The sequence below is a fragment of the Serratia sp. P2ACOL2 genome, from assembly GCF_003691565.1.
Taxonomy (GTDB): Bacteria; Pseudomonadota; Gammaproteobacteria; order Enterobacterales; family Enterobacteriaceae; genus Serratia; species Serratia liquefaciens.
On sequence record NZ_CP033162.1, the window covers coordinates 1,029,661 to 1,052,581 of the forward strand.

The 22,921-nt window shown below is 54.9% G+C and carries 16 protein-coding genes and 6 tRNA genes; 4 read left to right on the forward strand and 18 right to left on the reverse strand.

Features of this window, described 5'->3' with window-relative positions; genetic code table 11:
• Positions 1-108: 108 nt before the first annotated feature.
• The 6 genes from lnt to miaB all read right to left on the reverse strand — a co-directional run bounded on the left by lnt (position 109) and on the right by miaB (position 6,241).
• On the reverse strand, positions 109-1,638 hold the full coding sequence (gene lnt / locus EBA31_RS04890; RefSeq protein WP_046374286.1) for an apolipoprotein N-acyltransferase: 1,530 nt from the start codon (positions 1,636-1,638) through the stop codon (positions 109-111).
• A 7-nt stretch (positions 1,639-1,645) separates the two neighbouring features.
• The gene (gene corC, locus EBA31_RS04895; RefSeq protein WP_012005653.1) at positions 1,646-2,524 is read right to left on the reverse strand and encodes a CNNM family magnesium/cobalt transport protein CorC; all 879 of its coding nucleotides are present in this window, start codon (positions 2,522-2,524) and stop codon (positions 1,646-1,648) included.
• Between the two features lie 84 nt (positions 2,525-2,608).
• Positions 2,609-3,082: an rRNA maturation RNase YbeY gene (gene ybeY / locus EBA31_RS04900; protein WP_020825630.1), complete on the reverse strand. Its 474-nt coding sequence runs from the start codon at positions 3,080-3,082 to the stop codon at positions 2,609-2,611.
• Complete coding sequence (locus EBA31_RS04905) at positions 3,079-4,134, reverse strand: PhoH family protein (protein ID WP_020825631.1); 1,056 nt, start codon at positions 4,132-4,134, stop codon at positions 3,079-3,081. Before EBA31_RS04905 ends, ybeY begins: the two co-directional genes overlap by 4 nt.
• A gap of 215 nt (positions 4,135-4,349) precedes the next feature.
• Positions 4,350-4,685 (reverse strand): zinc ribbon domain-containing protein YjdM, encoded by a 336-nt coding sequence (locus EBA31_RS04910; RefSeq protein ID WP_020825632.1) that lies wholly within the window; start codon positions 4,683-4,685, stop codon positions 4,350-4,352.
• Positions 4,686-4,816: 131 nt separating this feature from the next.
• Positions 4,817-6,241: a tRNA (N6-isopentenyl adenosine(37)-C2)-methylthiotransferase MiaB gene (gene miaB, locus EBA31_RS04915; protein WP_046374284.1), complete on the reverse strand. Its 1,425-nt coding sequence runs from the start codon at positions 6,239-6,241 to the stop codon at positions 4,817-4,819.
• A 196-nt stretch (positions 6,242-6,437) separates the two neighbouring features.
• Here miaB and ubiF point away from each other — a divergent pair, with 196 nt between their 5' ends.
• Positions 6,438-7,619 (forward strand): 3-demethoxyubiquinol 3-hydroxylase, encoded by a 1,182-nt coding sequence (gene ubiF / locus EBA31_RS04920; RefSeq protein WP_046374283.1) that lies wholly within the window; start codon positions 6,438-6,440, stop codon positions 7,617-7,619.
• Positions 7,620-7,723: 104 nt separating this feature from the next.
• Here the strand turns inward: ubiF and EBA31_RS04925 are convergent.
• The 12 genes from EBA31_RS04925 to nagB form a co-directional block, all read right to left on the reverse strand.
• Positions 7,724-7,798 (reverse strand) — tRNA-Gln (locus tag EBA31_RS04925).
• 19 nt (positions 7,799-7,817) lie between these two features.
• A tRNA-Met gene (locus EBA31_RS04930) sits at positions 7,818-7,894 on the reverse strand.
• A 40-nt stretch (positions 7,895-7,934) separates the two neighbouring features.
• Positions 7,935-8,009 (reverse strand) — tRNA-Gln (locus EBA31_RS04935).
• 44 nt (positions 8,010-8,053) lie between these two features.
• Positions 8,054-8,128, reverse strand: a tRNA-Gln gene (locus EBA31_RS04940).
• 29 nt (positions 8,129-8,157) lie between these two features.
• Positions 8,158-8,242 (reverse strand) — tRNA-Leu (locus tag EBA31_RS04945).
• A gap of 8 nt (positions 8,243-8,250) precedes the next feature.
• Positions 8,251-8,327 (reverse strand) — tRNA-Met (locus EBA31_RS04950).
• A 385-nt stretch (positions 8,328-8,712) separates the two neighbouring features.
• Positions 8,713-10,377: an asparagine synthase B gene (asnB, locus tag EBA31_RS04955; RefSeq protein ID WP_020825635.1), complete on the reverse strand. Its 1,665-nt coding sequence runs from the start codon at positions 10,375-10,377 to the stop codon at positions 8,713-8,715.
• 404 nt (positions 10,378-10,781) lie between these two features.
• Positions 10,782-12,236, reverse strand: coding sequence for a glycosyl hydrolase family 18 protein (locus tag EBA31_RS04960; RefSeq protein ID WP_020825636.1), 1,455 nt, complete (start codon positions 12,234-12,236; stop codon positions 10,782-10,784).
• A 341-nt stretch (positions 12,237-12,577) separates the two neighbouring features.
• The gene (locus tag EBA31_RS04965) at positions 12,578-13,330 is read right to left on the reverse strand and encodes an HAD-IIA family hydrolase (RefSeq protein WP_020825637.1); all 753 of its coding nucleotides are present in this window, start codon (positions 13,328-13,330) and stop codon (positions 12,578-12,580) included.
• Positions 13,331-13,397: 67 nt separating this feature from the next.
• Positions 13,398-14,618: an N-acetylglucosamine repressor gene (locus tag EBA31_RS04970; RefSeq protein ID WP_020825638.1), complete on the reverse strand. Its 1,221-nt coding sequence runs from the start codon at positions 14,616-14,618 to the stop codon at positions 13,398-13,400.
• Positions 14,619-14,771: 153 nt separating this feature from the next.
• On the reverse strand, positions 14,772-15,911 hold the full coding sequence (gene nagA, locus EBA31_RS04975) for an N-acetylglucosamine-6-phosphate deacetylase (protein WP_020825639.1): 1,140 nt from the start codon (positions 15,909-15,911) through the stop codon (positions 14,772-14,774).
• 18 nt (positions 15,912-15,929) lie between these two features.
• On the reverse strand, positions 15,930-16,730 hold the full coding sequence (nagB, locus tag EBA31_RS04980) for a glucosamine-6-phosphate deaminase (RefSeq protein WP_020825640.1): 801 nt from the start codon (positions 16,728-16,730) through the stop codon (positions 15,930-15,932).
• A 335-nt stretch (positions 16,731-17,065) separates the two neighbouring features.
• On the opposite strand from nagB, the gene nagE reads away from it, so the two are divergent.
• The 3 genes from nagE (at position 17,066) to EBA31_RS04995 (ending at position 22,910) form a co-directional block, all read left to right on the forward strand.
• Positions 17,066-19,012 (forward strand): PTS N-acetyl glucosamine transporter subunit IIABC, encoded by a 1,947-nt coding sequence (nagE, locus tag EBA31_RS04985; RefSeq protein ID WP_041414298.1) that lies wholly within the window; start codon positions 17,066-17,068, stop codon positions 19,010-19,012.
• 251 nt (positions 19,013-19,263) lie between these two features.
• Positions 19,264-20,928, forward strand: coding sequence for a glutamine--tRNA ligase (gene glnS, locus EBA31_RS04990; protein ID WP_046374279.1), 1,665 nt, complete (start codon positions 19,264-19,266; stop codon positions 20,926-20,928).
• A 578-nt stretch (positions 20,929-21,506) separates the two neighbouring features.
• Positions 21,507-22,910: an OprD family outer membrane porin gene (locus EBA31_RS04995; RefSeq protein WP_020825643.1), complete on the forward strand. Its 1,404-nt coding sequence runs from the start codon at positions 21,507-21,509 to the stop codon at positions 22,908-22,910.
• Positions 22,911-22,921: the final 11 nt, after the last annotated feature.

Consider the following 22,921-nt stretch of genomic DNA (forward strand, 5'->3'; position numbering starts at 1 on the left):
AGCATTGATTTGGCGACGCTTTATGCTAGCCGCGTAGGAGAGTGCGGCGTGGCAAGCTGCAAGGTGGATGAGGGAAACGGGGCGCTGACGGGCAGCGCCCCGGTGGGCTTATTTACGGCGCAGGCCGAGGATCAACGCCAGGCCGCCAAGCAGCAGGGTGATTATCCACAATGGCGTGGCGCCAAAACGTGCATAAGGTGTTATGCCAGTGGTTGGTGTGACTTTCACCTCCAGCACCTTGCGGGTGAACTGAGGGATCTCTGCGATCACCTCACCGTTGGCGTCTACCGCGGCGGTGACGCCGTTATTGGTGCTGCGCAACAGAGGGCGACCCAGCTCCAGAGCACGCATGCGCGCCATCTGGAAGTGCTGCCATGGGCCGATGGAATGGCCGAACCAGGCGTCGTTGGAGATGGTCAGCAGGAAGTTGGTGTCCGGCCGGAAGTTGTCGCGTACCTGCTGGCCGAGAACAATCTCATAACAGATTGCCGCCGTCAGGTTATAGCCTTTCACGCTGAGCTGTGGCTGGACGTAGTCGCCACGACTGAATGAAGACATCGGTAAATCGAAGAACGGTGCCAGCGGGCGCAGCAGCGTTTCCAGCGGCACAAACTCGCCAAACGGCACCAGATGGTGCTTGTTATAGCGGTCCTTGGCCGGATAAACGTACGGCGTCGGCTCGCCCAGCACGATGGCGCTGTTGTAGATTTGCTGGCCCTGCGGCGTAGCACGCACATCAACAATACCGGTGATCAGGCTGCTGTTTTTGGCGCGCATCAGGTCATCCATCATGGTCAGGAAGCCGTTCTGGCTGGCTTCGTAATCCGGAATGGCAGACTCCGGCCAGATGATGATCGGCGCTTTGCCCATATAAGGACGCGTTTCGTCCAAATAGGTTTGCAAGGTGCTGACCAACGCTTTCGGATCCCACTTCATCGACTGAGCGATATTGCCCTGCACCATCGCGACGTTGACCGCCTTGTCCGGTTGCGGGGTAAACCAGTGCAGCTGGCGCAACGGCCACGGCAGCAACAGCAGTGCGACGGCAACCCCAGCCGCGGCGATCCGGCGCTGATTGACGGCGTACACCAACAGCCCGGCGATCGCCATCAGCATAAAGGTGATGGTATCTACCCCGAGCAACGGCGCCACGCCTTTCAGCGGGCCGTTAATCTGGCTGTAGCCAAACTGCAGCCAGGGGAAACCGGTCAGCACCCAGCCACGTAAAAACTCGGTGACTTGCCATAACACGGGCGCGGCAATCGCTAAACGGTACCAACTGGTGGTCGGCCACAGACGTGCCAGCAACCCGGCGAACAGCCCGGTATACAGCGACAGGTAAGCCGCCAGCAGCACGACCAGGAAAATGTTGATGGAGAAAGGCATGCCGCCGAAGTCGGCAATGCTGACGTAAACCCAGTTGATTCCCGTCCCGAACAGACCGAAACCCCAGCAAAAACCGAGCAAGGCAGACTGTTTGGTGGTGCGGTTCAGGGTTACGGCCAACAGGCCGAACAGAGAGACAAGGGCCGCCGGCCAGATATCGTAAGGGGAAAACGCCAGCGTGCCGCTGGCGCCGGTCAACAGCGCCAGCAGGGCGCGAACCCACTGGCGTTCAAGGAAAGAGGCTTTAGCCATGTTTGATTTATTCTTCCAGTTTCGGTTGCGGAGAATCGTCCGGAATTTTTACATGAACCTGGATGATACGTCGACTGTCCGCCATCGCAACTTTAAATAGGTAACCTTCGATTTCAATGGTTTCCCCGCGTGCAGGCAGGTGACCGAAGGCCTGCATCACCAGGCCGCCGATGGTGTCGACCTCGTCGTCGCTGAAGTGGGTGCCGAAGGCTTCGTTGAAGTCTTCAATCGGCGCCAGCGCTCGCACGGTATACATATGGCGGCTGAGCTGGCGGATATCCAGATCGTCTTCGTCGTCATATTCGTCTTCGATTTCGCCGACAATCAGTTCCAGAATATCTTCGATGGTGACCAGGCCGGACACGCCGCCGAACTCGTCAATGACAATCGCCATGTGATAACGCTGGGAGCGGAACTCCTTCAGCATCCGGTCTACTCGCTTGCTTTCAGGCACCACCACGGCGGTGCGCAGCACCTTGTCGATGCTGAATTCCTCGGATTCCGCGCGCATAAACGGCAGCAGATCCTTGGCCATCAGAATGCCTTCGATGTGATCTTTATCTTCGCTGATCACCGGGAAGCGCGAGTGGGCGGATTCAATGATCACGTCCAGGCACTCTTCCAGCGTTTGGTTACGCTTGAGCGTCACCATCTGGGAGCGCGGGATCATGATATCGCGCACGCGCTGCTCGGCGATATCCATCACGCCTTCCAGCATGTCTCGGGTATCGGGATCGATCAGGTCGTTTTGCTCGGAATCACGGATCAGCTCTACCAGATCGCCACGGTTTTTGGGTTCGCCGTGGAACAGCTGGTTAAGGATAAGAGTAAAGAACCCCTTCTTGGGACTGGGGCTGTCATTGCTTTGTGAATGGTCGTCGCTCATGGCGTTTTAGTTAATATCACTCATGTCAGAGTTAGGGGAGTCAGCGGCAGCCCCATACGGGGGCTGCGGGGAAATCAGCTGACGTCAGAGGGGGTCTTTTTCCGCCAGGTACGGGTCCGGGTAACCCAGTCCGTGCATGATTTCGGTTTCCAAAGACTCCATTTCTTCGGCTTCATCGTCTTCGATGTGGTCATACCCTAGCAGATGAAGGCTGCCATGGACAACCATATGCGCCCAGTGGGCCTCCAGCGCCTTCTCTTGCTCGACGGCTTCCTGTTCAACCACCTGACGGCAGATGATCAGATCGCCCAGCAGCGGCAGCTCGATACCCGGGGGAGCTTCGAACGGGAAAGACAGCACGTTGGTCGGTTTGTCTTTTCCGCGATAGGTCAGGTTCAACTCGTTACTTTCCGCTTCATCCACAAGGCGAATGGTGACCTCGGCCTCCTCCTGAAACTGCGGCAGCACGCCTTCCAGCCAGCGCTGGAAGGTGGCTTCATCCGGCAGGCCGTTGCTGTCTGCACAGGCAATCTGCAGATCCAAAATCACCTGACTCATGGTGTCTCCTGCTCGGAGGCGATGGTTGCCTCGCGTTTACGTTGTTCGGCAATCGCATCTTTGCGTTTTTGTTCGGCGGCTTCCCAGGCTTCATAAGCGATGACCACGCGGGCCACCACCGGATGGCGTACCACGTCTTCGCTATGGAAGAAATTGAAGCTCAGTTCTTCGACGTCAGAAAGCACTTCCACCGCGTGGCGCAGGCCGGATTTTTGGTTGCGCGGCAGGTCTATCTGCGTCACGTCACCGGTGATGACCGCCTTGGAGTTGAAGCCAATACGCGTCAGGAACATCTTCATCTGTTCGATGGTGGTGTTCTGGCTCTCGTCGAGGATGATAAACGCGTCGTTCAACGTACGGCCGCGCATATAGGCCAGCGGCGCGACTTCTATCACGTTACGTTCGATCAGCTTCTCCACGCGCTCAAAGCCCAGCATTTCGAACAGGGCGTCATACAGCGGGCGCAGGTAAGGATCGACCTTCTGGCTCAGATCCCCCGGCAGGAAGCCCAGTTTTTCACCGGCTTCAACCGCTGGACGGGTCAGCAGAATGCGGCGGATCTCCTGGCGTTCCAAGGCGTCCACCGCAGCGGCGACCGCCAGATAGGTCTTGCCGGTACCGGCCGGGCCGATGCCGAAGGTGATGTCGTGATCGAGAATATTGGCAATGTATTGCGCCTGATTCGGCGTGCGCGGTTTCACCATGCCGCGTTTGGTTTTGATGGTCACCGCCTTGCCGTAATCCGGCACGCTGTCGGCAACCTGTTCCAGCACCCGGCTTTCTTTGATTGCTAAATGGATCTGCTCCGGGTCGATATCCGGGATCACGCCGCGAATGGGGGCGGTGTCCACATACAGATGGCGCAAGATATCGGCGGCGGCAACCACGCAAGGGTTCTTGCCGACCAGCTTGAAACGGTTGTCACGGCGGTTGATCTCAATGCCCAACCGGCGTTCGAGTTGTTTGATATTGTCATCAAACGGGCCGCACAGGCTGAGCAATCGCTTATTGTCTGCCGGCTCTAACAAAATTTCTTGTGTTGCGACGTTCAAACTATTCCTCAAGGCTCATATCGGGCCTGGTTGGTTTTCGGTACGCGCGTCCAGGGCCAAGCCTGAACTCTCTACCTTGAATTATTCATGGTGCGCCGCACTGGCGCAAGTTTACCCATGATCTATCTGTGCGTCGGCGGCAAAATTCAAGGGTCGAAGGAGGAAAAACGCGGCCAAAACAGCCGCGTAATGCTTGGGAGATTCAGGGCTGGCGATCAGTTCTTTTTCACGAATTCGGATTTCAGCTTCATCGGGCCAAAGCCATCGATCTTGCAGTCGATGTTGTGGTCACCTTCCACCAGGCGGATGTTCTTCACTTTAGTGCCGATTTTCAGCATGGAAGAGCTGCCTTTGACCTTGAGGTCTTTCACTACGGTCACGGCGTCGCCGTCGGCCAGCAGGTTGCCGTTGGCGTCTTTGACAATCAGCGTATCGCTGTCGTCCGCCGGCGCGCTGTCGCTCCACTCGTGGGCGCACTCAGGGCAGATAAACAGGTTGTTATCCTGGTAGGTGTATTCGGAGTTGCACTTCGGGCAGTGTGGGAGTTGCATGTTATGTCGCCTCTTAATCAAAAAAATAAAAAAAAGAAAATGGCCGGGCATCGAGACCCGGCTGATAAGTCATAAGGATAATCGCTGACGTGGCGTCGGGCGCCACGGCTTACTGCACTGCGGAGAGGGCGTCAGGGCTGATAAATGCCGACGCCCAGCGCGTTCTCTTTTCGGGTTCTGGCGATGACTGACTGCGGGGATTCATGCACGCGCAGGTCCATCTGCTGTTCGGTACGCACCACTGCGCCACGCAGTGTGTTGGTCAAAACCTCGGTGATTTCCACATCAACGAACTGACCGATCATATCCGGCGTGCCTTCAAAGTTCACCACGCGGTTGCAGGCTGTCCGGCCCGCCAGTTCCATCACGCTTTTGCGGGAAGTGCCTTCCACCAAAATACGCTGTACGGTTCCGAGCATCCGGCGGCTGAACTGCAGCACCTGCTGGTTGATGCGATCCTGCAGGATATACAGACGCTGTTTCTTTTCGTCTTCGCTGACGTCATCGACCATATCGGCCGCCGGTGTGCCAGGGCGGGACGAGTAGATAAAGCTGAAGCTGGTATCAAAGTTGATCTCGGCAATCAGATTCATGGTCTGTTCGAAATCGGCCTGGGTTTCACCCGGGAAGCCGATAATAAAATCGGAGCTGAGCTGGATGTCCGGCCGCGCCTTGCGCAGCTTGCGAATGATCGCTTTGTATTCCAACGCGGTATGCGCGCGCTTCATCATGGTCAGTATACGGTCTGAGCCGCTTTGTACCGGCAGATGCAGGAAGCTCACCAGCTCCGGTGTGTCTTCATAAACCGCGATGATATCGTCGGTGAATTCAATCGGATGGCTGGTGGTGAAACGGATGCGGTCGATACCGTCGATGGCCGCCACCAGGCGCAGCAGTTCGGCAAACGAGCAAATTTCGCCGTCGTAAGTCGCGCCGCGATAGGCGTTGACGTTCTGGCCGAGCAGGTTGACTTCGCGTACGCCCTGCGCCGCCAGTTGGGCGACTTCAAACAGGACGTCATCGCTTGGGCGGCTGACTTCTTCACCGCGGGTATAAGGCACCACGCAGAAGGTACAGTACTTGTTGCAGCCTTCCATGATGGAGACGAAGGCGGTAGGGCCTTCGGCACGCGGTTCCGGCAGGCGATCGAATTTTTCGATTTCCGGAAAGCTGATGTCGACGATGGGGCTGCGGGTGCCCTGCACGTGGTTGAGCATTTCCGGCAGGCGGTGCAGGGTCTGCGGCCCGAACACGACGTCGACGCAAGGCGCGCGGCTGCGAATGTGTTCGCCTTCCTGTGAGGCCACGCAGCCACCGACGCCGATGATCAGCGCCGGGTTCTTTTCTTTCAGCAGTTTCCAACGCCCTAACATGGCGAAAACTTTTTCCTGCGCTTTCTCGCGGATCGAGCAGGTATTCAGCAGCAGCACGTCCGCTTCTTCAGCGTTGTCGGTCCATTGGTAACCGTGTGTGCTTCCCAGTAAGTCCGCCATTTTCGATGAATCATATTCATTCATCTGGCAGCCCCAGGTTTTGATATGTAGTTTTTTGGTCATTGACTTGCCATTACTCAGTGCGGACGAAAGTTGCGATACGCGACATGCAGGGCGCTTATTGTAAACATTTGACGCCGTTGTGACCAGCGCGGGGAAAACACCATGCGACCTGAAGCCAAATTAAAAATCCGTTACACTGGAGCCAAACGCCATGCCGGTGGGAATGGCGATAATTCACTAAGAAAACATAGCCAATATGAACGTATCTCAAAAACGGTATGACGCCGTGGTGGTAGGCGGCGGGATGGTCGGCGCGGCCGCCGCATTGGGGCTGGCGCAGGCCGGTTGGTCGGTGGCCTTGCTGGAACATCAGGCTCCGCAGGCGTTCGATGCGCAAAGCCCGCCGGATCTGCGTATTTCCGCCATCGGCTGCACCTCGGTGGGGTTGCTGAAACAACTCGGCGCCTGGCCGGCGGTGCAAGCGATGCGCTCGGCGCCTTACCGCCGATTGGAAACCTGGGAGTGGGCCTCTTCACGGGTAGCGTTTGACGCCGCCTCGCTCGGCCTGCCGGAGCTGGGTTTTATGGTAGAAAACCGTATTTTGCAACTGGCGCTCTGGCAACAGCTGGAGCAGTGCGAAAATCTGACGCTCTATTGCCCCGCCAGGCTGCGTTCGCTGCAGCGGAATGACGACCACTGGCAAGTGACGCTGGACTCTTCACAGACGCTACAAGCACGTTTGGTAGTGGGGGCCGATGGAGCCAACTCGCAGGTGCGCAATTTGGCCGCTATCGGTACCAGCGGCTGGCAGTACCGCCAGTCCTGCATGCTGATCACCGTCGATACCGGCGAGCCGCAGCAAGATACGACCTGGCAGCAGTTTTTCCCTTCCGGTCCCCGGGCTTTCCTGCCGTTGTATGATCAATGGGCCTCGCTGGTGTGGTACGACAGCCCGCAGCGCATCCGCCAGCTGCAGGCGATGCCGCCAGCGCAGCTTGAGAAAGAGATCGCCGAAGCCTTTCCTGCCCGCTTAGGGGAAGTGAAGGTGCATGCGGCCGGATCTTTCCCGTTAGCGCGCCGCCATGCGCAACGCTATGTGTTGCCGGGGTTGGTGTTGCTCGGTGACGCGGCACATACCATCAACCCGTTAGCCGGGCAGGGAGTAAACCTGGGGTATCGTGACGTAGAAGCCTTGCTGGCGGTTTTGTGTGATGCACGCGAGTTGGGTGAAGACTGGAGCAGCGAAGCGGTACTGATGCGTTATCAGCGTCGCCGTCGCACCGATAACTTGCTGATGCAAAGTGGTATGGATCTGTTTTATACCGCTTTCAGCAATAATTTGTCGCCGCTTTGCGTGGCGCGCAATATTGCGTTGATGGCGGCCCAACGGGCGGGCAAGTTGAAGGAACATGCGCTGAAATACGCGCTGGGGCTGTAGGCGGCCCTTCCTACAAGGGCGCAGTTCAATGTCGCGCCCTTATTCATCCGGTCTCGCCAAATTCCAGATAGCAAAAAGCCCGCCGAAGCGGGCTTTTCTAAATGTGGCTGGGGTGCCAGGATTCGAACCTGGGTATGCTGGTATCAGAAACCAGAGCCTTACCGCTTGGCGACACCCCAATGGTGTAACAGTAAAATATGGTGGCTACGACGGGATTTGAACCTGTGACCCCATCATTATGAGTGATGTGCTCTAACCAGCTGAGCTACGTAGCCATTTTTCGATATTTTACTTTAAAAGTCAACAGCATTGGTATGGCTGGGGTACCTGGATTCGAACCAGGGAATGCTGGTATCAAAAACCAGTGCCTTACCGCTTGGCGATACCCCATCAACACGTTTAACTTTTTTGCAACATCCCCATCCTAAAAAAGATGGCTGGGGTACCTGGATTCGAACCAGGGAATGCCGGTATCAAAAACCGGTGCCTTACCGCTTGGCGATACCCCACCTGTTGCCTGCAACTCGATGAAAAGAAATGGTGCGGGAGGCGAGACTTGAACTCGCACACCTTGCGGCGCTAGAACCTAAATCTAGTGCGTCTACCAATTTCGCCACTCCCGCAAAAAAGATGGTGGCTACGACGGGATTTGAACCTGTGACCCCATCATTATGAGTGATGTGCTCTAACCAGCTGAGCTACGTAGCCATCTTTTTTCGCGCAACCTTCATCGGCGTTGCGGGGCGCATTATGCGTATATGGCCGTTTTGCGTCAACAAGTTTTTTCCCGAAAAAGCGGCTGGATGTGTCGTTTGTCTGGGTTGTGAACAGTATGGCGATAAAAGCATCAATTCAGGCAATTAATGGTTGAAAACATCAGCAAAAAGGCGGACCTGGAGGTCCGCCTTGAGACTGCTGACAAACATATAAAGTTTGGCGGCAGGCGATAAAGGATTTGAAAATAAACCAGGAAAATCAATTTATTGATTTTCGGCTAAGAACACAAAGGGGGAAAAACCACGCTTTTATCCCCCTTTGTCAATAATCTGAAGGCGGGCCCGGAGGCCCGCCTTGGGGAGAAAACCCGGCGTGATTATTTGTAGGCGGATTGGTGAACGCCGACTGCACGACCAGAAGGATCGTCCATTTTCTTGAATGACTCGTCCCATTCGATGGCTTTGGCTGAGGAACAGGCCACTGACGGGCCGCCAGGCACGCATTCTGCCGCGCTTGGCAGCGGGAACAGCTCTTCGAAAATTTCGCGATACAGGTAGCCTTCTTTGGAGCTCGGCGTATTGTACGGGAAACGGAAACGTGCGGTTTCGAGCTGTTGATCGCTGATCTGCTTGGCAGCGACCTCTTTCAGCGTGTCAATCCAGCTGTAACCGACGCCGTCGGAGAACTGCTCTTTCTGGCGCCAGGCGACGCTGGCCGGCAGATAGGATTCAAAACATTCGCGCAGGATATGTTTTTCCATTTTGCCATTGCCGCACATTTTGTCCTTAGGGTTGATGCGCATTGCCACGTCGAGGAATTTTTTATCCAGGAAGGGCACACGGGCTTCCACACCCCAGGCGGACATCGCCTTGTTGGCGCGCGCGCAGTCAAACATATGCAGTGCTAACAGTTTACGTACGGTTTCGTCGTGGAACTCACGGGCATCCGGCGCTTTATGGAAGTACAGGTAGCCGCCGAACACTTCGTCCGCGCCTTCGCCAGACAGCACCATCTTGATGCCCATCGCCTTGATCTTGCGTGACATCAGGTACATCGGAGTGGAAGCGCGAATGGTGGTAACGTCATAGGTTTCGATGTGATAAATCACGTCGCGAATGGCGTCCAGACCTTCCTGTACGGTGAAGTGGATCTCATGGTGCACGGTGCCCAGGTGGTTTGCCACTTCCTGCGCGGCGCGCAGATCCGGTGAACCTTCCAGACCCACGGCGAAGGAGTGCAACTGTGGCCACCAGGCTTCGCTGCGCTCTTGATCTTCGACACGGCGTGCCGCGTACTTTTTGGTAATGGCGGAGATCACCGAAGAATCCAGGCCGCCGGACAGCAGGACGCCATAGGGTACGTCGGACATCAGGTGGCTTTTCACCGAGTCTTCCAGCGCGTTGCGCAGGGCATTGGCGTCGGTCACGTTGTCTTTAACGTTGTCGTAATCGAACCAGTCACGTTGATAATATTCGCGGATCTCGCCGTCCTGGCTCCACAGGTAGCTGCCCGCCGGGAATTCTTTAATGGTGCGGCAAACCGGCACCAACGCTTTCATTTCAGAGGCGACATACAGGTTGCCGAATTCGTCATGGCCCATGTACAGCGGGATAATGCCCAGATGGTCGCGGCCAATCAGGTAAGCGTCTTTCTCTGAATCGTACAGCGCGAAGGCGAACATCCCTTGCAGTTCGTCGAGGAAGTCAGGGCCTTTCTCCTGGTACAGCGCCAGGATCACTTCACAGTCGGAGCCGGTCTGGAATTGGTAGCGATCGCTAAACTGCTGGCGCAGCGCCTGATGGTTGTAGATCTCGCCGTTAACGGCCAGAACGTGGGTGTGCGCAGCGTTGTACAGCGGTTGGGCGCCATTGTTGACGTCGACAATCGACAGGCGCTCATGCACCAGGATGGCTTTATCGCTGGCGTAAACACCGGACCAATCCGGGCCGCGGTGGCGCATCAGACGGGACAGCTCCAGCGCTTTCTTACGCAATTCAACGGGATCGGACTTCAGATCGAGCACACCGAAAATAGAACACATATACCGACTCTCCTAACGACTTTTTTATACCTGTCATACTTCAAGTGGCTTGGGTGTTGGCTGCCTTCACTCACCCCTTGAGTAAGCTCCTGGGGCTTCGCTCAGTTGCCGCCGACAAGCAACTCGAATTATTTTGGGCATAGACTGTGATGTTGTATTTGCTGTTATAGGCAGCATGGCCGCTGCATCAACGATGGCGCGGTTTTGCTGCGTTGTGTTTATGAAAATGCGTCAAAACCGGCAGGGGATGCAAGCGTTTTAGCGCTGCGCCGAAAAATAGTTGTTTGGGGGAGGTCTAAAATTAGCGGATGTTCAGTTAAATGATATAAAAATTGATGAATATTCATTTTTTCAATCAATGGATGAGTTGCCGGGTAATTTTACCGGCAACTCATTGCCGACTATCAGGCGATCAACTGCCAAAGGGTGAAGGCCGCATCCGGCGTCCATCCCGCATTAGAGGTGTGCGCCTGCAGGCAGGTGTATTTCTTGCCTTTATACGTCACCACGTCACCGGCCTTATAGCTGTGGTTGTTCTGCCACTCGGCCACGCCCGGATCGGGAGGCGTACCGCCGTCCGAGGTTTTAACTGCCAGCGCACTGCTTGGCAGCGACGTATTGCCTTGGTTGTCGGTGGCGGTGACAAAATAGCTGTACTGAGTGGCTGCCGTCAGGCCGCTGTCCTGCAGCGACAGGCCACCGGTTTGGCCAATGGCGCTGCCGTTACGGTAAACCGTATAGTGGCTAATCGGTTTGACGCTGCTTGCCGCAGCCCAGTTCAACGTCAGCGACGTTGCGGTAATCGCGCTGGCGTTCAGCGCGGTAGGCGCTTCAGGCTTTCCCGGCGGCGGGGTGACTCCTCCCTGGATCAGCGCGGCATAACGAGTTTTGAATTCCCAGTTATAGGCCACGCCAGCCTTACTCTTGCCATTGTCCCAGTTCACCGACCAGGTCATCAGGCCCTTGATCGACAAGCTTTTGGCGTCAAGGCGCGCGAAAGCGTTATAGACCGCCTGTTTGTCGACCACATAACCGGTGGCGGCGGCATCATTGTTGGTAGGTAAACCGATCACAAATTTGGATGCCGGGATTTTGGTGTAGCCGCGGGTGCCGGTAACCAGGCTTTCGGTCAGGTAATACAGAAAGTCTTCTTTCATCGCGTCGTTATTCTGGGTGATCCAGGCGCCTTTGCCGCCATTGGCTTCATCGACCCAAATACCGTCACCGCCCTGGTTATAATATTGCGGTGCAATAAAGTCATAAAACCCTTCGAGAGCGGTAATATAATCCAGGTAAGTCCCATTAGTCCGCAAATAGGGGAATTCTGGCGCCATGCTGACAATAAAGTTTTTACCTTCGGCGGCATAATGCGCTTTTACTTTTTTCAGTGCGGCAGGCAAAACGGTTTTATTATTGGCTGCACCGATAGCCGCCTGTTCCAGATCGATATCCAGACCGTCAAAACCGTAGGTTTCCACCAGACGGATAATTTCATTGCTCAGTTTGTCTTCATCGCCGGTTTTCAATTCGATATGCGCGTCGGCGCCGCCCAGAGAAATCAGTACCGCGCGGCCCTGGCTGTTCAATACGCCGACCTGGCGACGGAACTCGGCATCGGACAGGTTGTAAGGTTTGAAGGTTGGGATACCCACGCCCTTCATAAAGGCTACGGCCACCACGTTATATTCGGCCGGGATGTCGGTCAGGTTCATATTGGCGAATTGGCCCTGCTGATAACCGTCACTGGCGCCGGCGGCCCAGTTGTGCCAAAAACCCATCATGATTTTTTTATTCGACATATCCGGCATGGCGGCTGCGTCATCTGCAGCTTGTGCATTGATAATGTTATCGGAGCTCATAGTAACCTCGTTATTTTAGGTAAGATTAATTCCACACGCCGTCAATAGGGATTATTGGCGGGGCGTAAATACATAGTGCGGATTTTTAACGAGGGCGGGGTGAAACCTTTTCGCGACAATAATAAATTAAATTCAAATTGGGACGAAAATAAGGTAGCCGTGATGGCCACCTGAGACTGCTGACAAACATATAATGTTTGTCAGCAGTCGCTAAAAGTTTTGAAAATAAATCAGGAAAATCAATTTATTGATTTTCGGCTGAATGACACAAAGGGGGAAAAACCACGCTTTTATCCCCCTTTGTCAACAATCTGGGGTGGCCGCGATGGCCACCTCAGCGATTAGAAAATATTGATATCGGCAACGGAAGGGAAGATGTAGCTCGGGCGGAACGGCATGGTTTCCACGTCGTTCAACGTCGAGACGCCGGACAACACCAGCACGGTTTCCAGACCGGCCTGGAAGCCCGCCAGGATATCGGTACGCAGGTTGTCGCCGACGATCACCGTTTCTTCCGAATGCGCCTGCATTTTGTTGAGCGCGGCGCGGATGATCCACGGGCTTGGTTTGCCGACGTAAAACGGCTTGCGGCCGGTGATTTTCTCGATCGGGGCGCACAGCGCGCCGCAGGCAGGCACAAAGCCATGGCCGTGAGTATCCGGGTTGGTCGCGATAAAGCGCGCACCGTTATTCACGAAGTAGGCGGCCTTATGCATCATGTCCCAGTTGTAGGAGCGGGTTTCCCCGACAATCACGAAGTCCGGGTTGATGTCGGTAATGGTGAAACCGGCTTTATACAATTCATGGATCAGCGCGCCTTCGCCCACCACGTAGGCCTTTTTGCCTTCCTGACGGCGCAGGAAATCGGCGGTGGCCATGGCGGAGGTATAAAACGCGCTTTCCGGGACTTCAAGCCCGGCGGCGGAGAAGCGGTTCGCCAGATCCTGCGCAGTCTGCGACGGGTAGTTGGTCAGCACCACCAGCGGCATGCCCTGTTCCTGAATCCGCGCCAGGAAAAGATCGGCGCCGGGAACTGGCGTGTTGTCATGCAGCAGCACGCCGTCGATATCACATATAACGTTTTTGATTGTCATTGTTGCTGTTTCTCATGATTGGCGGCAGGCAAAACGCGAAGATAACACACCTGCCTTAGGCGGCGGATCAGCTTTCCAGCAATCGCTGCAATAGCACGCCGTTGAGCATTGCTCGCTTGGCCAGGGCGAAAGCCCCGATCGCCGAGCGATGATTGAGTTCGGAGGTCACCACCGGCAGGTTCTTGCGGAAGTCCTTCAGCACCTGAGTATTGATGCAGCTTTGGATCGCCGGCAGCAGCACTTTTTCCGCCTCGGTAATTTCACCGGCGATCACCACTTTCTGCGGATTAAACAGGTTAATGGCAATGGCCACGGCTTTGCCGAGGTAGCGGCCGACGTGTTCGATCACTTCGCTGGCCAGCAGATCCCCGCGGTTGGCGGCCTTGCAGATGGCGGAGATGCTGCAGTCGTCGAGTGTCAGCTTGCTCGGGTAGCCCTGAGTCAGTAACTGGCGCACGCGGTGTTCAATCGCGGCGTTAGCGGCGACGGTTTCCAGACAGCCGAAGTTGCCGCAGTGGCAGCGTTCGCCCAGCGGGTCGATCTGAATATGGCCGATTTCGCCGACGTTGCCGTTATTACCCAGGAAAATCTGACCGTTGACGATAATGCCGGCACCGGTGCCGCGGTGCAGACGCACCAGAATGGAGTCTTCGCAGTCGCGGGTGGCGCCAAAATAGTGCTCGGCCAAAGCCAGGCTGCGGATGTCATGGCCGACAAAGCTGGTGACGTTAAAACGTTGCTGCAGGTTGTCTACCAGCGGCCAGTTGCTGACGCTGATGTGCGGCATATAGCGCACCACTCCGAGCGCCGGGTCAACCAGACCTGGCAGGATCACCGCGATGGCGATCAGTTCGCGCAGCTTGCGCTGGTAGTCTTCGATGAATTGCGCAATGGCGGTGAACAACGCATTTTCCAGTGTTTCCTGGGTCCTTTCCGGCAGCGGATAGTGCTCTTCACCGAGCGATTTTCCGCTCATGTCGTACAGGGTGATGGTGGCATCATGACGCCCGAGGCGAACGGCCACGGTGTGGAAATGCCGGGTTTCGGAGACAATGGAAATGGCGCGGCGGCCGCCGGTGGAGGCTTGCTGATCGACTTCTTTGATCAGCCCGCGCTCCAACAGCTGGCGAGTAATTTTAGTGACGCTGGCGGGCGCTAGCTGGCTCAGTTCGGCTATTTGAATGCGCGAGATCGGACCCTGCTGGTCGATCAGGCGGTAAACTGCCGCGCCGTTGAGTTGTTTGACTAAGTCAACGTTCCCTATCTGTGCCTGTCCGCCAGTACTCATCAATAATTTTACTCGCTGTCTACCCTTCATACTTCAAGTCGCAGGGGTGTTGGCCGCCTTTACTCACTCAAATCACATACCAGTGTATGCTCATTGAGGTTCGTTCAGTTGCCGCCTACCTGCGACTCGAATTATTTTGGGTATATATGTTAGTTAAACCTCGTTACCGTTAACGAGCGTTTTGGTGATGCTAAAGTCGCGGGTAAACGCGGTCAGGTTTGCCACCTTACCGGCTTCGATCGTGCCTAAACGATCGTCCACGCCGATAGCACGCGCCGGATAGAGTGTCGCCATACGCAGCGCTTCATCCAACGCGATGCCAACGTGTTCAACGCTGTTTTTCAACGCGTCAATCATGGTCAGCGCAGAGCCGCTCAGGGTGCCGTTCTCGTCCACGCACAACCCATCGCGATAGTATATTGTTTTACCGGCAAAAATAAATTGGTCAATATCGGCACCCGCCGGGGCGGTGGCGTCGGTGACCAGCACCAATTTATCACCTTTCATGCGTTTGGCGTTACGGATACTCGCCCAGGCCACGTGATGGCCGTCGGCGATAATGCCGGTGTAGACTTCAGGCGTGTCGAAAATTGCCCCCATCAGCCCCGGTTCGCGCCCGGTGATATACGGCATGGCGTTATACAGGTGCGTGGCGAAAGTGATGCCGGCAGCAAAACCGGTGCGGGCCTGTTCGTAAGTCGCATTCGAGTGACCGGCGGACACCACGATGCCGGCGTCGGTCAGTTGCTTGATAAAGTGTGGCTCTACCATTTCCGGCGCCAGCGTCACCTTGGTGATCACATCGGCATTCGCGCACAGGTAGTCGATCATCTCGCTGGTCGGCTTGCGGATAAACGCCGGGTTATGGGTGCCTTTTTTCAACGGGCTAAGGTACGGCCCTTCAAGGTGCAGACCCAACGCCTGATTCTGGTGTTTTTTCAGATAAGCGCGCATCACTTCGATGCTGTGCTTCATAAATTCGTCGCTGCTGGTGATCAGCGTCGGCAGATAGCTGGTGCAGCCGGATTTTTCGTTGGCACGCTGCATAATTTCCAGCGTCTCTTCCGAAATGGCGTCCAGCGAATCGTTAAATTGCACGCCGCCGCAACCGTTAAGCTGCACGTCGATCAAACCGGGGGCCAGGATAGCGCCACCCAGATCGCGCGTTTCAATGCCGGCCGGCAGTTCAGCCAGCGGGCAAACTCGTTCAATCAGCCCATCAGCGATTACCACTGCATGGTCGTCAAGTACGTCGTGGCCGGTAAAAATACGGCCGTGGGTTAAAGCGAACATCGTAGCCCCCTGCAGGAATTAAAGACTCTTCACGCTTTCCGCTTCTAATTCGCGGAAATACTTAACGGTTTTGACTTTCAGCTCCATGGTGGATGGCTCATCGCACACCACAACGGCTTTGGCATGCAACTGCAGGCAACTGATGGTCCACATGTGGTTGATGTTGCCTTCCACAGCGGCTTCCAGCGCCTGAGCCTTGGCGTGGCCGGTCACCAGAATCATCACTTCCTCAGCGTCGAGCAGCGTGCCCACGCCTACGGTCAGTGCAAACTTCGGTACCAGGCTAACGTCGCCGCCAAAGAAGCGGGAGTTGGCGATGCGGGTATCTTCGGTCAGGGTTTTGATGCGAGTGCGCGAGGCCAGAGATGAAGCCGGCTCGTTAAACGCGATATGACCGTCGATGCCAACGCCACCCATGAACAGGTTGATCTTGCCGTAGGATTTGATTTTCGCTTCGTACTGGCGGCACTCGGCATCAACGTCCGGTGCATTACCATTCAGCAGGTTGATATTTTCGCGTGGGATATCAACGTGATCAAAGAAATTACGGTACATGAAGGTATGATAGCTTTCCGGGTGTTCCTGCGGCAGGCCAACGTATTCATCCATGTTGAAAGTCACCACATGCTTAAAGCTTACTTCACCTGCTTTGTGCATCGCAATCAGATGTTTGTACGCTTCCAGCGGAGTGCCGCCGGTTGGCAGGCCGAGCACAAACGGACGCTCCGCAGTAGGCTTGAATGCGTTGATGCGCTGGACGATATGGCGTGCGGCCCATTTGCCGACTTGTGCAGTATCTTTCAGTGGGATAAGTCTCATCTAACACCTCTTGGGGTAAGTAAACTAAAGCTATACTGGTTCGTGCCTGAACGAGAGTCTTAAGCCTAACCCAGGTTTATGATTCTCACGTGATGCGTCAGGTTCGATGATTTTTTTAATGATAAAATAAGTTTTGTGTGATGGCTAGCAATGTGGCAGCTTAAGACTGCTTTTTGGTGATATAAATCACAAAAAAGGAGGTTTTAATTTGCGATACGAAATAATTTTTTTACACTCCACTTTGTTGTCGTTCGTCCAGAGTTAATCGCAGTGTGTGATGGCGCTAGCGTAAAATATGATAAAGCCCATAAAAGGGCATTAGGGGGAATATTAAGGTGAACATACTCGGCTTTTTCCAAAGATTGGGCAGGTCGTTGCAACTGCCAATCGCAGTACTGCCCGTGGCGGCGCTTTTGCTCCGCTTCGGCCAGCCCGACTTACTCAATATTTCGTTCATCGCACAGGCCGGTGGATCAATCTTTGATAATTTGGCGTTGATCTTCGCTATCGGTGTGGCAGCAACCTGGTCGAAAGACAATGCTGGTTCAGCGGCACTGGCGGGTGCGGTAGGTTACTTCATCCTGACCAAAGCGATGGTCACCATCAACCCGGCGATCAATATGGGCGTGCTGGCCGGTATTATTACCGGTCTGGTGGGCGGGGCGGTTTATAACCGCTGGTCCGGCATCAAACTGCCTGAGTTTCTTTCCTTCTTCGGCGGTAAACGCTTCGTTCCTATCGCAACCGGCTTTTTCTGTTTAATCCTTGCGGCGATCTTTGGTTATATCTGGCCACCGGTTCAGAATGCCATCCACGCCGGCGGTGAATGGATTGTGTCCATGGGCGCTGTGGGTTCCGGCATCTTCGGTTTCGTTAACCGTCTGCTGATCCCAACCGGCTTGCATCAGGTATTGAACACCATCGCCTGGTTCCAGATTGGTGAATTCACCAATGCCGCGGGCACCATCTTCCACGGTGACATCAACCGCTTCTACGCGGGCGACGGCACTGCCGGGATGTTCATGTCCGGCTTCTTCCCAATCATGATGTTCGGTTTGCCGGGTGCGGCACTGGCCATGTATTTCGCCGCGCCGAAAGAGCGTCGCCCAATGGTTGGCGGTATGTTGCTGTCTGTGGCACTGACCGCGTTCCTGACCGGTGTGACTGAGCCGCTTGAATTCCTGTTCATGTTCCTGGCTCCGCTGCTGTATCTGGTCCATGCCATTTTGACCGGTATCAGCCTGTTTGTAGCCACCCTGCTGGGCATTCACGCCGGCTTCTCCTTCTCTGCAGGCGCCATCGACTATGTGTTGATGTACAACCTGCCGGCCGCCAGTAAAAACGTCTGGATGCTGGTCGTGATGGGTCTGGTCGCCTTCGCGGTGTACTTCGTACTGTTCTCCATCATTATCCGTGCATTCAACTTGAAAACTCCGGGTCGTGAAGATGCGTCTGACGATATCGTTGCACCGGAAGCCAACAGCAACACCGACGAAGGCTTGCGCGCGCTGTCTCGCAGCTATATCGGTGCCATCGGCGGTTCAGACAACCTGACCGGCATTGATGCTTGCATCACCCGTCTGCGTCTGAGCGTGAAAGATTCTTCGAAAGTGCTTGATGCAAGCTGCAAACGCCTGGGTGCCTCCGGCGTGGTGAAACTGAACAAGCAAACCGTTCAGGTCATCGTGGGCTCTAAAGCGGAAGCCATTGCCGACGGTATGCGTGCGGTTATCGCAGCCGGTCCGGTTCCTGCGGCAGAAGTGGCACCGGCAGCCGGTGTGACCGCAGTAAAAGCACAGGCGGTGCCTAATGCGGTGAAAGTGGCCTTCGAGTCGCTGGTGGCTCCGGTCACCGGTGAAGTAGTGGCGCTGGATCAGGTTCCTGATGAAGCCTTTGCCAGCAAAGCGGTAGGTGACGGTCTGGCGATTCGCCCAACGGATAAAACCGTCGTGGCGCCAGCTGACGGCACCATCGTGAAAATCTTCAACACCAACCACGCCTTCTGCCTGGAAACCGACAAGGGTGCGGAGATTGTGGTGCACATGGGTATCGACACCGTGGCATTGAACGGTCAGGGCTTCAAGCGTCTGGTTGAAGAGGGCGCTGAGGTGAAAGCCGGCCAGCCAATCCTTGAACTGGATCTGGACTTCCTGAACGCCAACGCACGCTCGATGATAAGCCCGGTAGTGGTCAGCAACGCTGACGATTACGCCGGCCTGTCGGCGCTGGCGACCGGTTCTGTGGTCGCAGGCCAGACCAAACTGTTCGAGATCCAAAAGTAAACCGATTTACCTGAGTAGTACCCGGGGTGTTTAACGAGTCATGACGGAACGCACCCTACCTTTGGCGGGAAGAGAGCAATCTCTTCCCGCTTTTTTATTGGCGATAGGTGACGAAAGCTGCCCCGTTGTGGTGCGGCGATCTGTCGTGGTGCAACGCCCCGCATTTTTCGTGAAACAAACGGTTGTTTCCGGGCGTGGCTTGTTGGATCATAGGCGGTTATGTGTAGCGCTTTGCATTGAGGAATAGTGAAATGAGTGAGGCTGAAGCCCGCCCAACCAATTTTATCCGTCAGATCGTCGATGAAGATCTGGCTTCAGGGAAACATACGTCGGTACATACCCGTTTCCCGCCGGAGCCGAATGGTTATCTGCATATCGGCCATGCTAAATCCATTTGCCTGAACTTTGGCATCGCCAAAGATTACCAGGGCCAGTGCAACCTGCGTTTCGATGACACCAACCCGGTAAAAGAAGATATCGAGTTCGTTGAGTCGATCAAACACGACGTGGAGTGGCTGGGCTTTGAGTGGAGCGGCAACGTCCGTTACTCCTCAGATTACTTCGATCAGTTGCACCACTATGCGGTAGAGCTGATTAACAAAGGGCTGGCCTACGTCGACGAGCTGTCGCCTGAGCAAATCCGCGAATATCGCGGCAGCCTGACCTCGCCGGGCAAAGACAGCCCGTACCGCGGTCGCAGCGTGGAAGAAAACCTGGCGCTGTTCGAAAAAATGCGCAACGGCGAATTTGCCGAAGGTAGCGCCTGCCTGCGTGCCAAGATCGACATGGCGTCACCGTTTATCGTGATGCGCGATCCTGTGCTGTACCGCATCAAGTTCGCGGAACACCACCAGACCGGCAACAAATGGTGCATCTACCCGATGTACGATTTCACCCACTGCATTTCCGATGCGCTGGAAGGGATCACCCATTCGCTGTGTACGCTGGAATTCCAGGACAACCGTCGCCTGTATGACTGGGTGTTGGACAACATCACCATCCCTTGTCATCCGCGTCAGTACGAATTCTCACGCCTTAATCTCGAATACGCCATCATGTCTAAGCGCAAGCTGAATCAGTTGGTGACCGAGAAAATCGTTGAAGGCTGGGATGACCCGCGTATGCCGACCGTTTCCGGCCTGCGTCGTCGTGGCTATACCGCCGCATCCATCCGCGAATTCTGCCAGCGTATCGGCGTGACCAAGCAGGATAACAACGTTGAAATGGTGGCGCTCGAAGCTTGCATTCGTGAAGAGCTGAACGACAACGCACCGCGTGCGATGGCGGTGCTGGATCCGGTTAAGATTGTCATTGAAAATATGACTTCCGGCGTGGAAATGGTGACGATGCCTAATCACCCGAACAAGCCGGAAATGGGCAGCCGTGAAGTGCCGTTCAGCCGCGAGGTTTATATCGACCGTGCTGACTTCCGCGAAGAAGCCAACAAGCAATACAAGCGTCTGGTGCTGGGGAAAGAAGTGCGTTTGCGTAATGCCTACGTGATCAAAGCGGAACGCGTGGAGAAAGACGCTGAAGGCGAGATCACCACTATCTTCTGCAGCTACGATCCGGATACCTTGAGCAAGGATCCTGCCGATGGCCGTAAGGTGAAAGGCGTGATCCACTGGGTGTCTGCCGAGCACGCGTTGCCGGCGGAAATTCGCGTGTACGATCGTCTGTTCAACGTGCCAAATCCGGCAGCGGCAGAGGACTTCCTTGCCACCATTAACCCTGAGTCGCTGGTAATCAAGCACGGCTTTGTGGAGCCAAGCCTGGCAACTGCACAGCCGGAAAAAGCCTATCAGTTCGAGCGTGAGGGCTATTTCTGCGCCGATAATCGTTACTCCTCGGCAGAGCATCTGGTGTTTAACCGCACCGTTGGTTTGCGCGACACCTGGGCTAAAATCGGTGCCTGAGTGATAAGTGGTTAACGCAATAAGAGCGCAACTTCGGTTGCGCTTTTTTTATGTCTGTCGCCGTTATTTACCTTTCCTGTTGCGATGTAGTTCGCTCAATCAATGTTTAAATTTTTCTCTGGCCGTTGTATCCGTAATTTCTTGATATAAATCATCACTCATATAACATTGTCTTATATATTCGTGATGCGAATTAATGTCATCTAGAGAGCGCTCTCATATTTTTTCCTCTGGCTGACTTTTTTGATTCTGCTGAAACCATTAATCGTCTTATATTGACCTCATATCATTATTTATTCTGATTTTATTGAATTTTTTATTCGACACTCTCCTTGCATAGCCGCGTAACAAAATCTCATCGATATGTGCTCTTTGTCATACTTTGACAAATCTCTCTGATATTTCATTTGATAATTCGCGTCGCGAAAAATAGTCTGTCTGTAGCAATAAGTGCTGTGGGGTTTTAGCCCTGTCAGCAATATTTTTTACCCGATTGGGTTTTTATTGGCAGTCGTGCAGGGCAGTGGTGAACACGGGCGGCTGCAACTTTTAAAGTTAAGTCAAAGAGGAATTTCATTATGGGTACGCACGGTGCTCAGCGTAAAACGCTGGCGCTCGCAGTCGCGGGTGCGCTGTTGGGAACAGGGTTTGCCATGGCCCCTGAGGCGAAAGCCGCAGGATTTATCGATGATTCCACGATGACCGGCGGCGTATATTACTGGCAACGTGAGCGTGACCGTAAAGATCTCAATCCGACCAGTGACGATTATAATAAATACACCACCAACTTGTCGCATTCGACGGCCAACCTGAGCCTGGATTTTGCCTCGGGCTATGCCTGGGACATGTTCGGCCTGGACGTCGGCGCCTTTACCGCCATCGAGCTGGCTGAATCCAGCGCCAGCGGCCACCCGAATGAAATCGCGTTCTCTTCCAAAAACCGTACCTACGATGAAGACTACTCCGGCGACAAAGGCGGCATCAGCCTGTATAAAGCCGCCGGTAAATTCAAATATGGCCCCGTCTGGGCACGTGGCGGTTATATCCAGCCAAGCGGCCAAACTCTGTTGGCGCCGCATTGGAGCTTTATGCCCGGCACCTATCAGGGTGCAGAGGCCGGTGCCAAGTTTGACTACGGCGATGCCGGTGAGTTGAGCTTCTCTTATATGTGGACCAATAAATATAAAGCGCCATGGCATATCGAGATGGACGACTTCCGCCAGAACGATAAAAAAACCGGTGTCTCCTATCTGCACTCGCTGGGTGCCAAATACGACTTCAAAAACGATTTGGTGCTGGAGGCGGCATTCGGCCAAGCCCAGGGCTATGTGAATCAGTACTTCACCAAGGCGTCTTATAAATTCGATCTGGTAGGCAACCCGCTGACCACCAGTTACCAATTCTATGGCACTGAAGACCGCATTAACGACAAGAACGACCCGAACAGTATTTACGACGGCCTGGCCTGGCTGCAGGCGCTGACCTTTGGTTACACCACTGGCCAGTTCAACTGGCGCCTGGAAGGGACCATGGTCAAGGCCGAAGGCAACCAGGGCTACTTCCTGCAGCGCATGACGCCAACCTATGCTTCTTCCAACGGCCGCCTCGACGTGTGGTGGGATAACCGTTCCGACTTTAACGCCAACGGCGAAAAAGCGGTTTATGCCGGGGTGATGTACGACCTGAGCAACTGGAACCTGCCGGGCATGGCGGTGGGCGGTTCTTACGTTTACGCCTGGGACGCCAAACCGAGCACCAACCCTATGTACGATCAGAGCCAGCGTCTGAAAGAGAGCGCCTGGAGCCTGGACGCCATGTATACCATTCAGGAAGGCCGCGCCAAAGGCACGCTGCTGAAACTGCATTACACCCAATACGACAACCACACCAATATCCCAAGCTGGGGCGGGGGTTACGGCAACATCTTCCAGGACGAGAAAGACGTCAAATTCATGGTTATCGCGCCATTCACCATTTTCTAAACATACCTAGA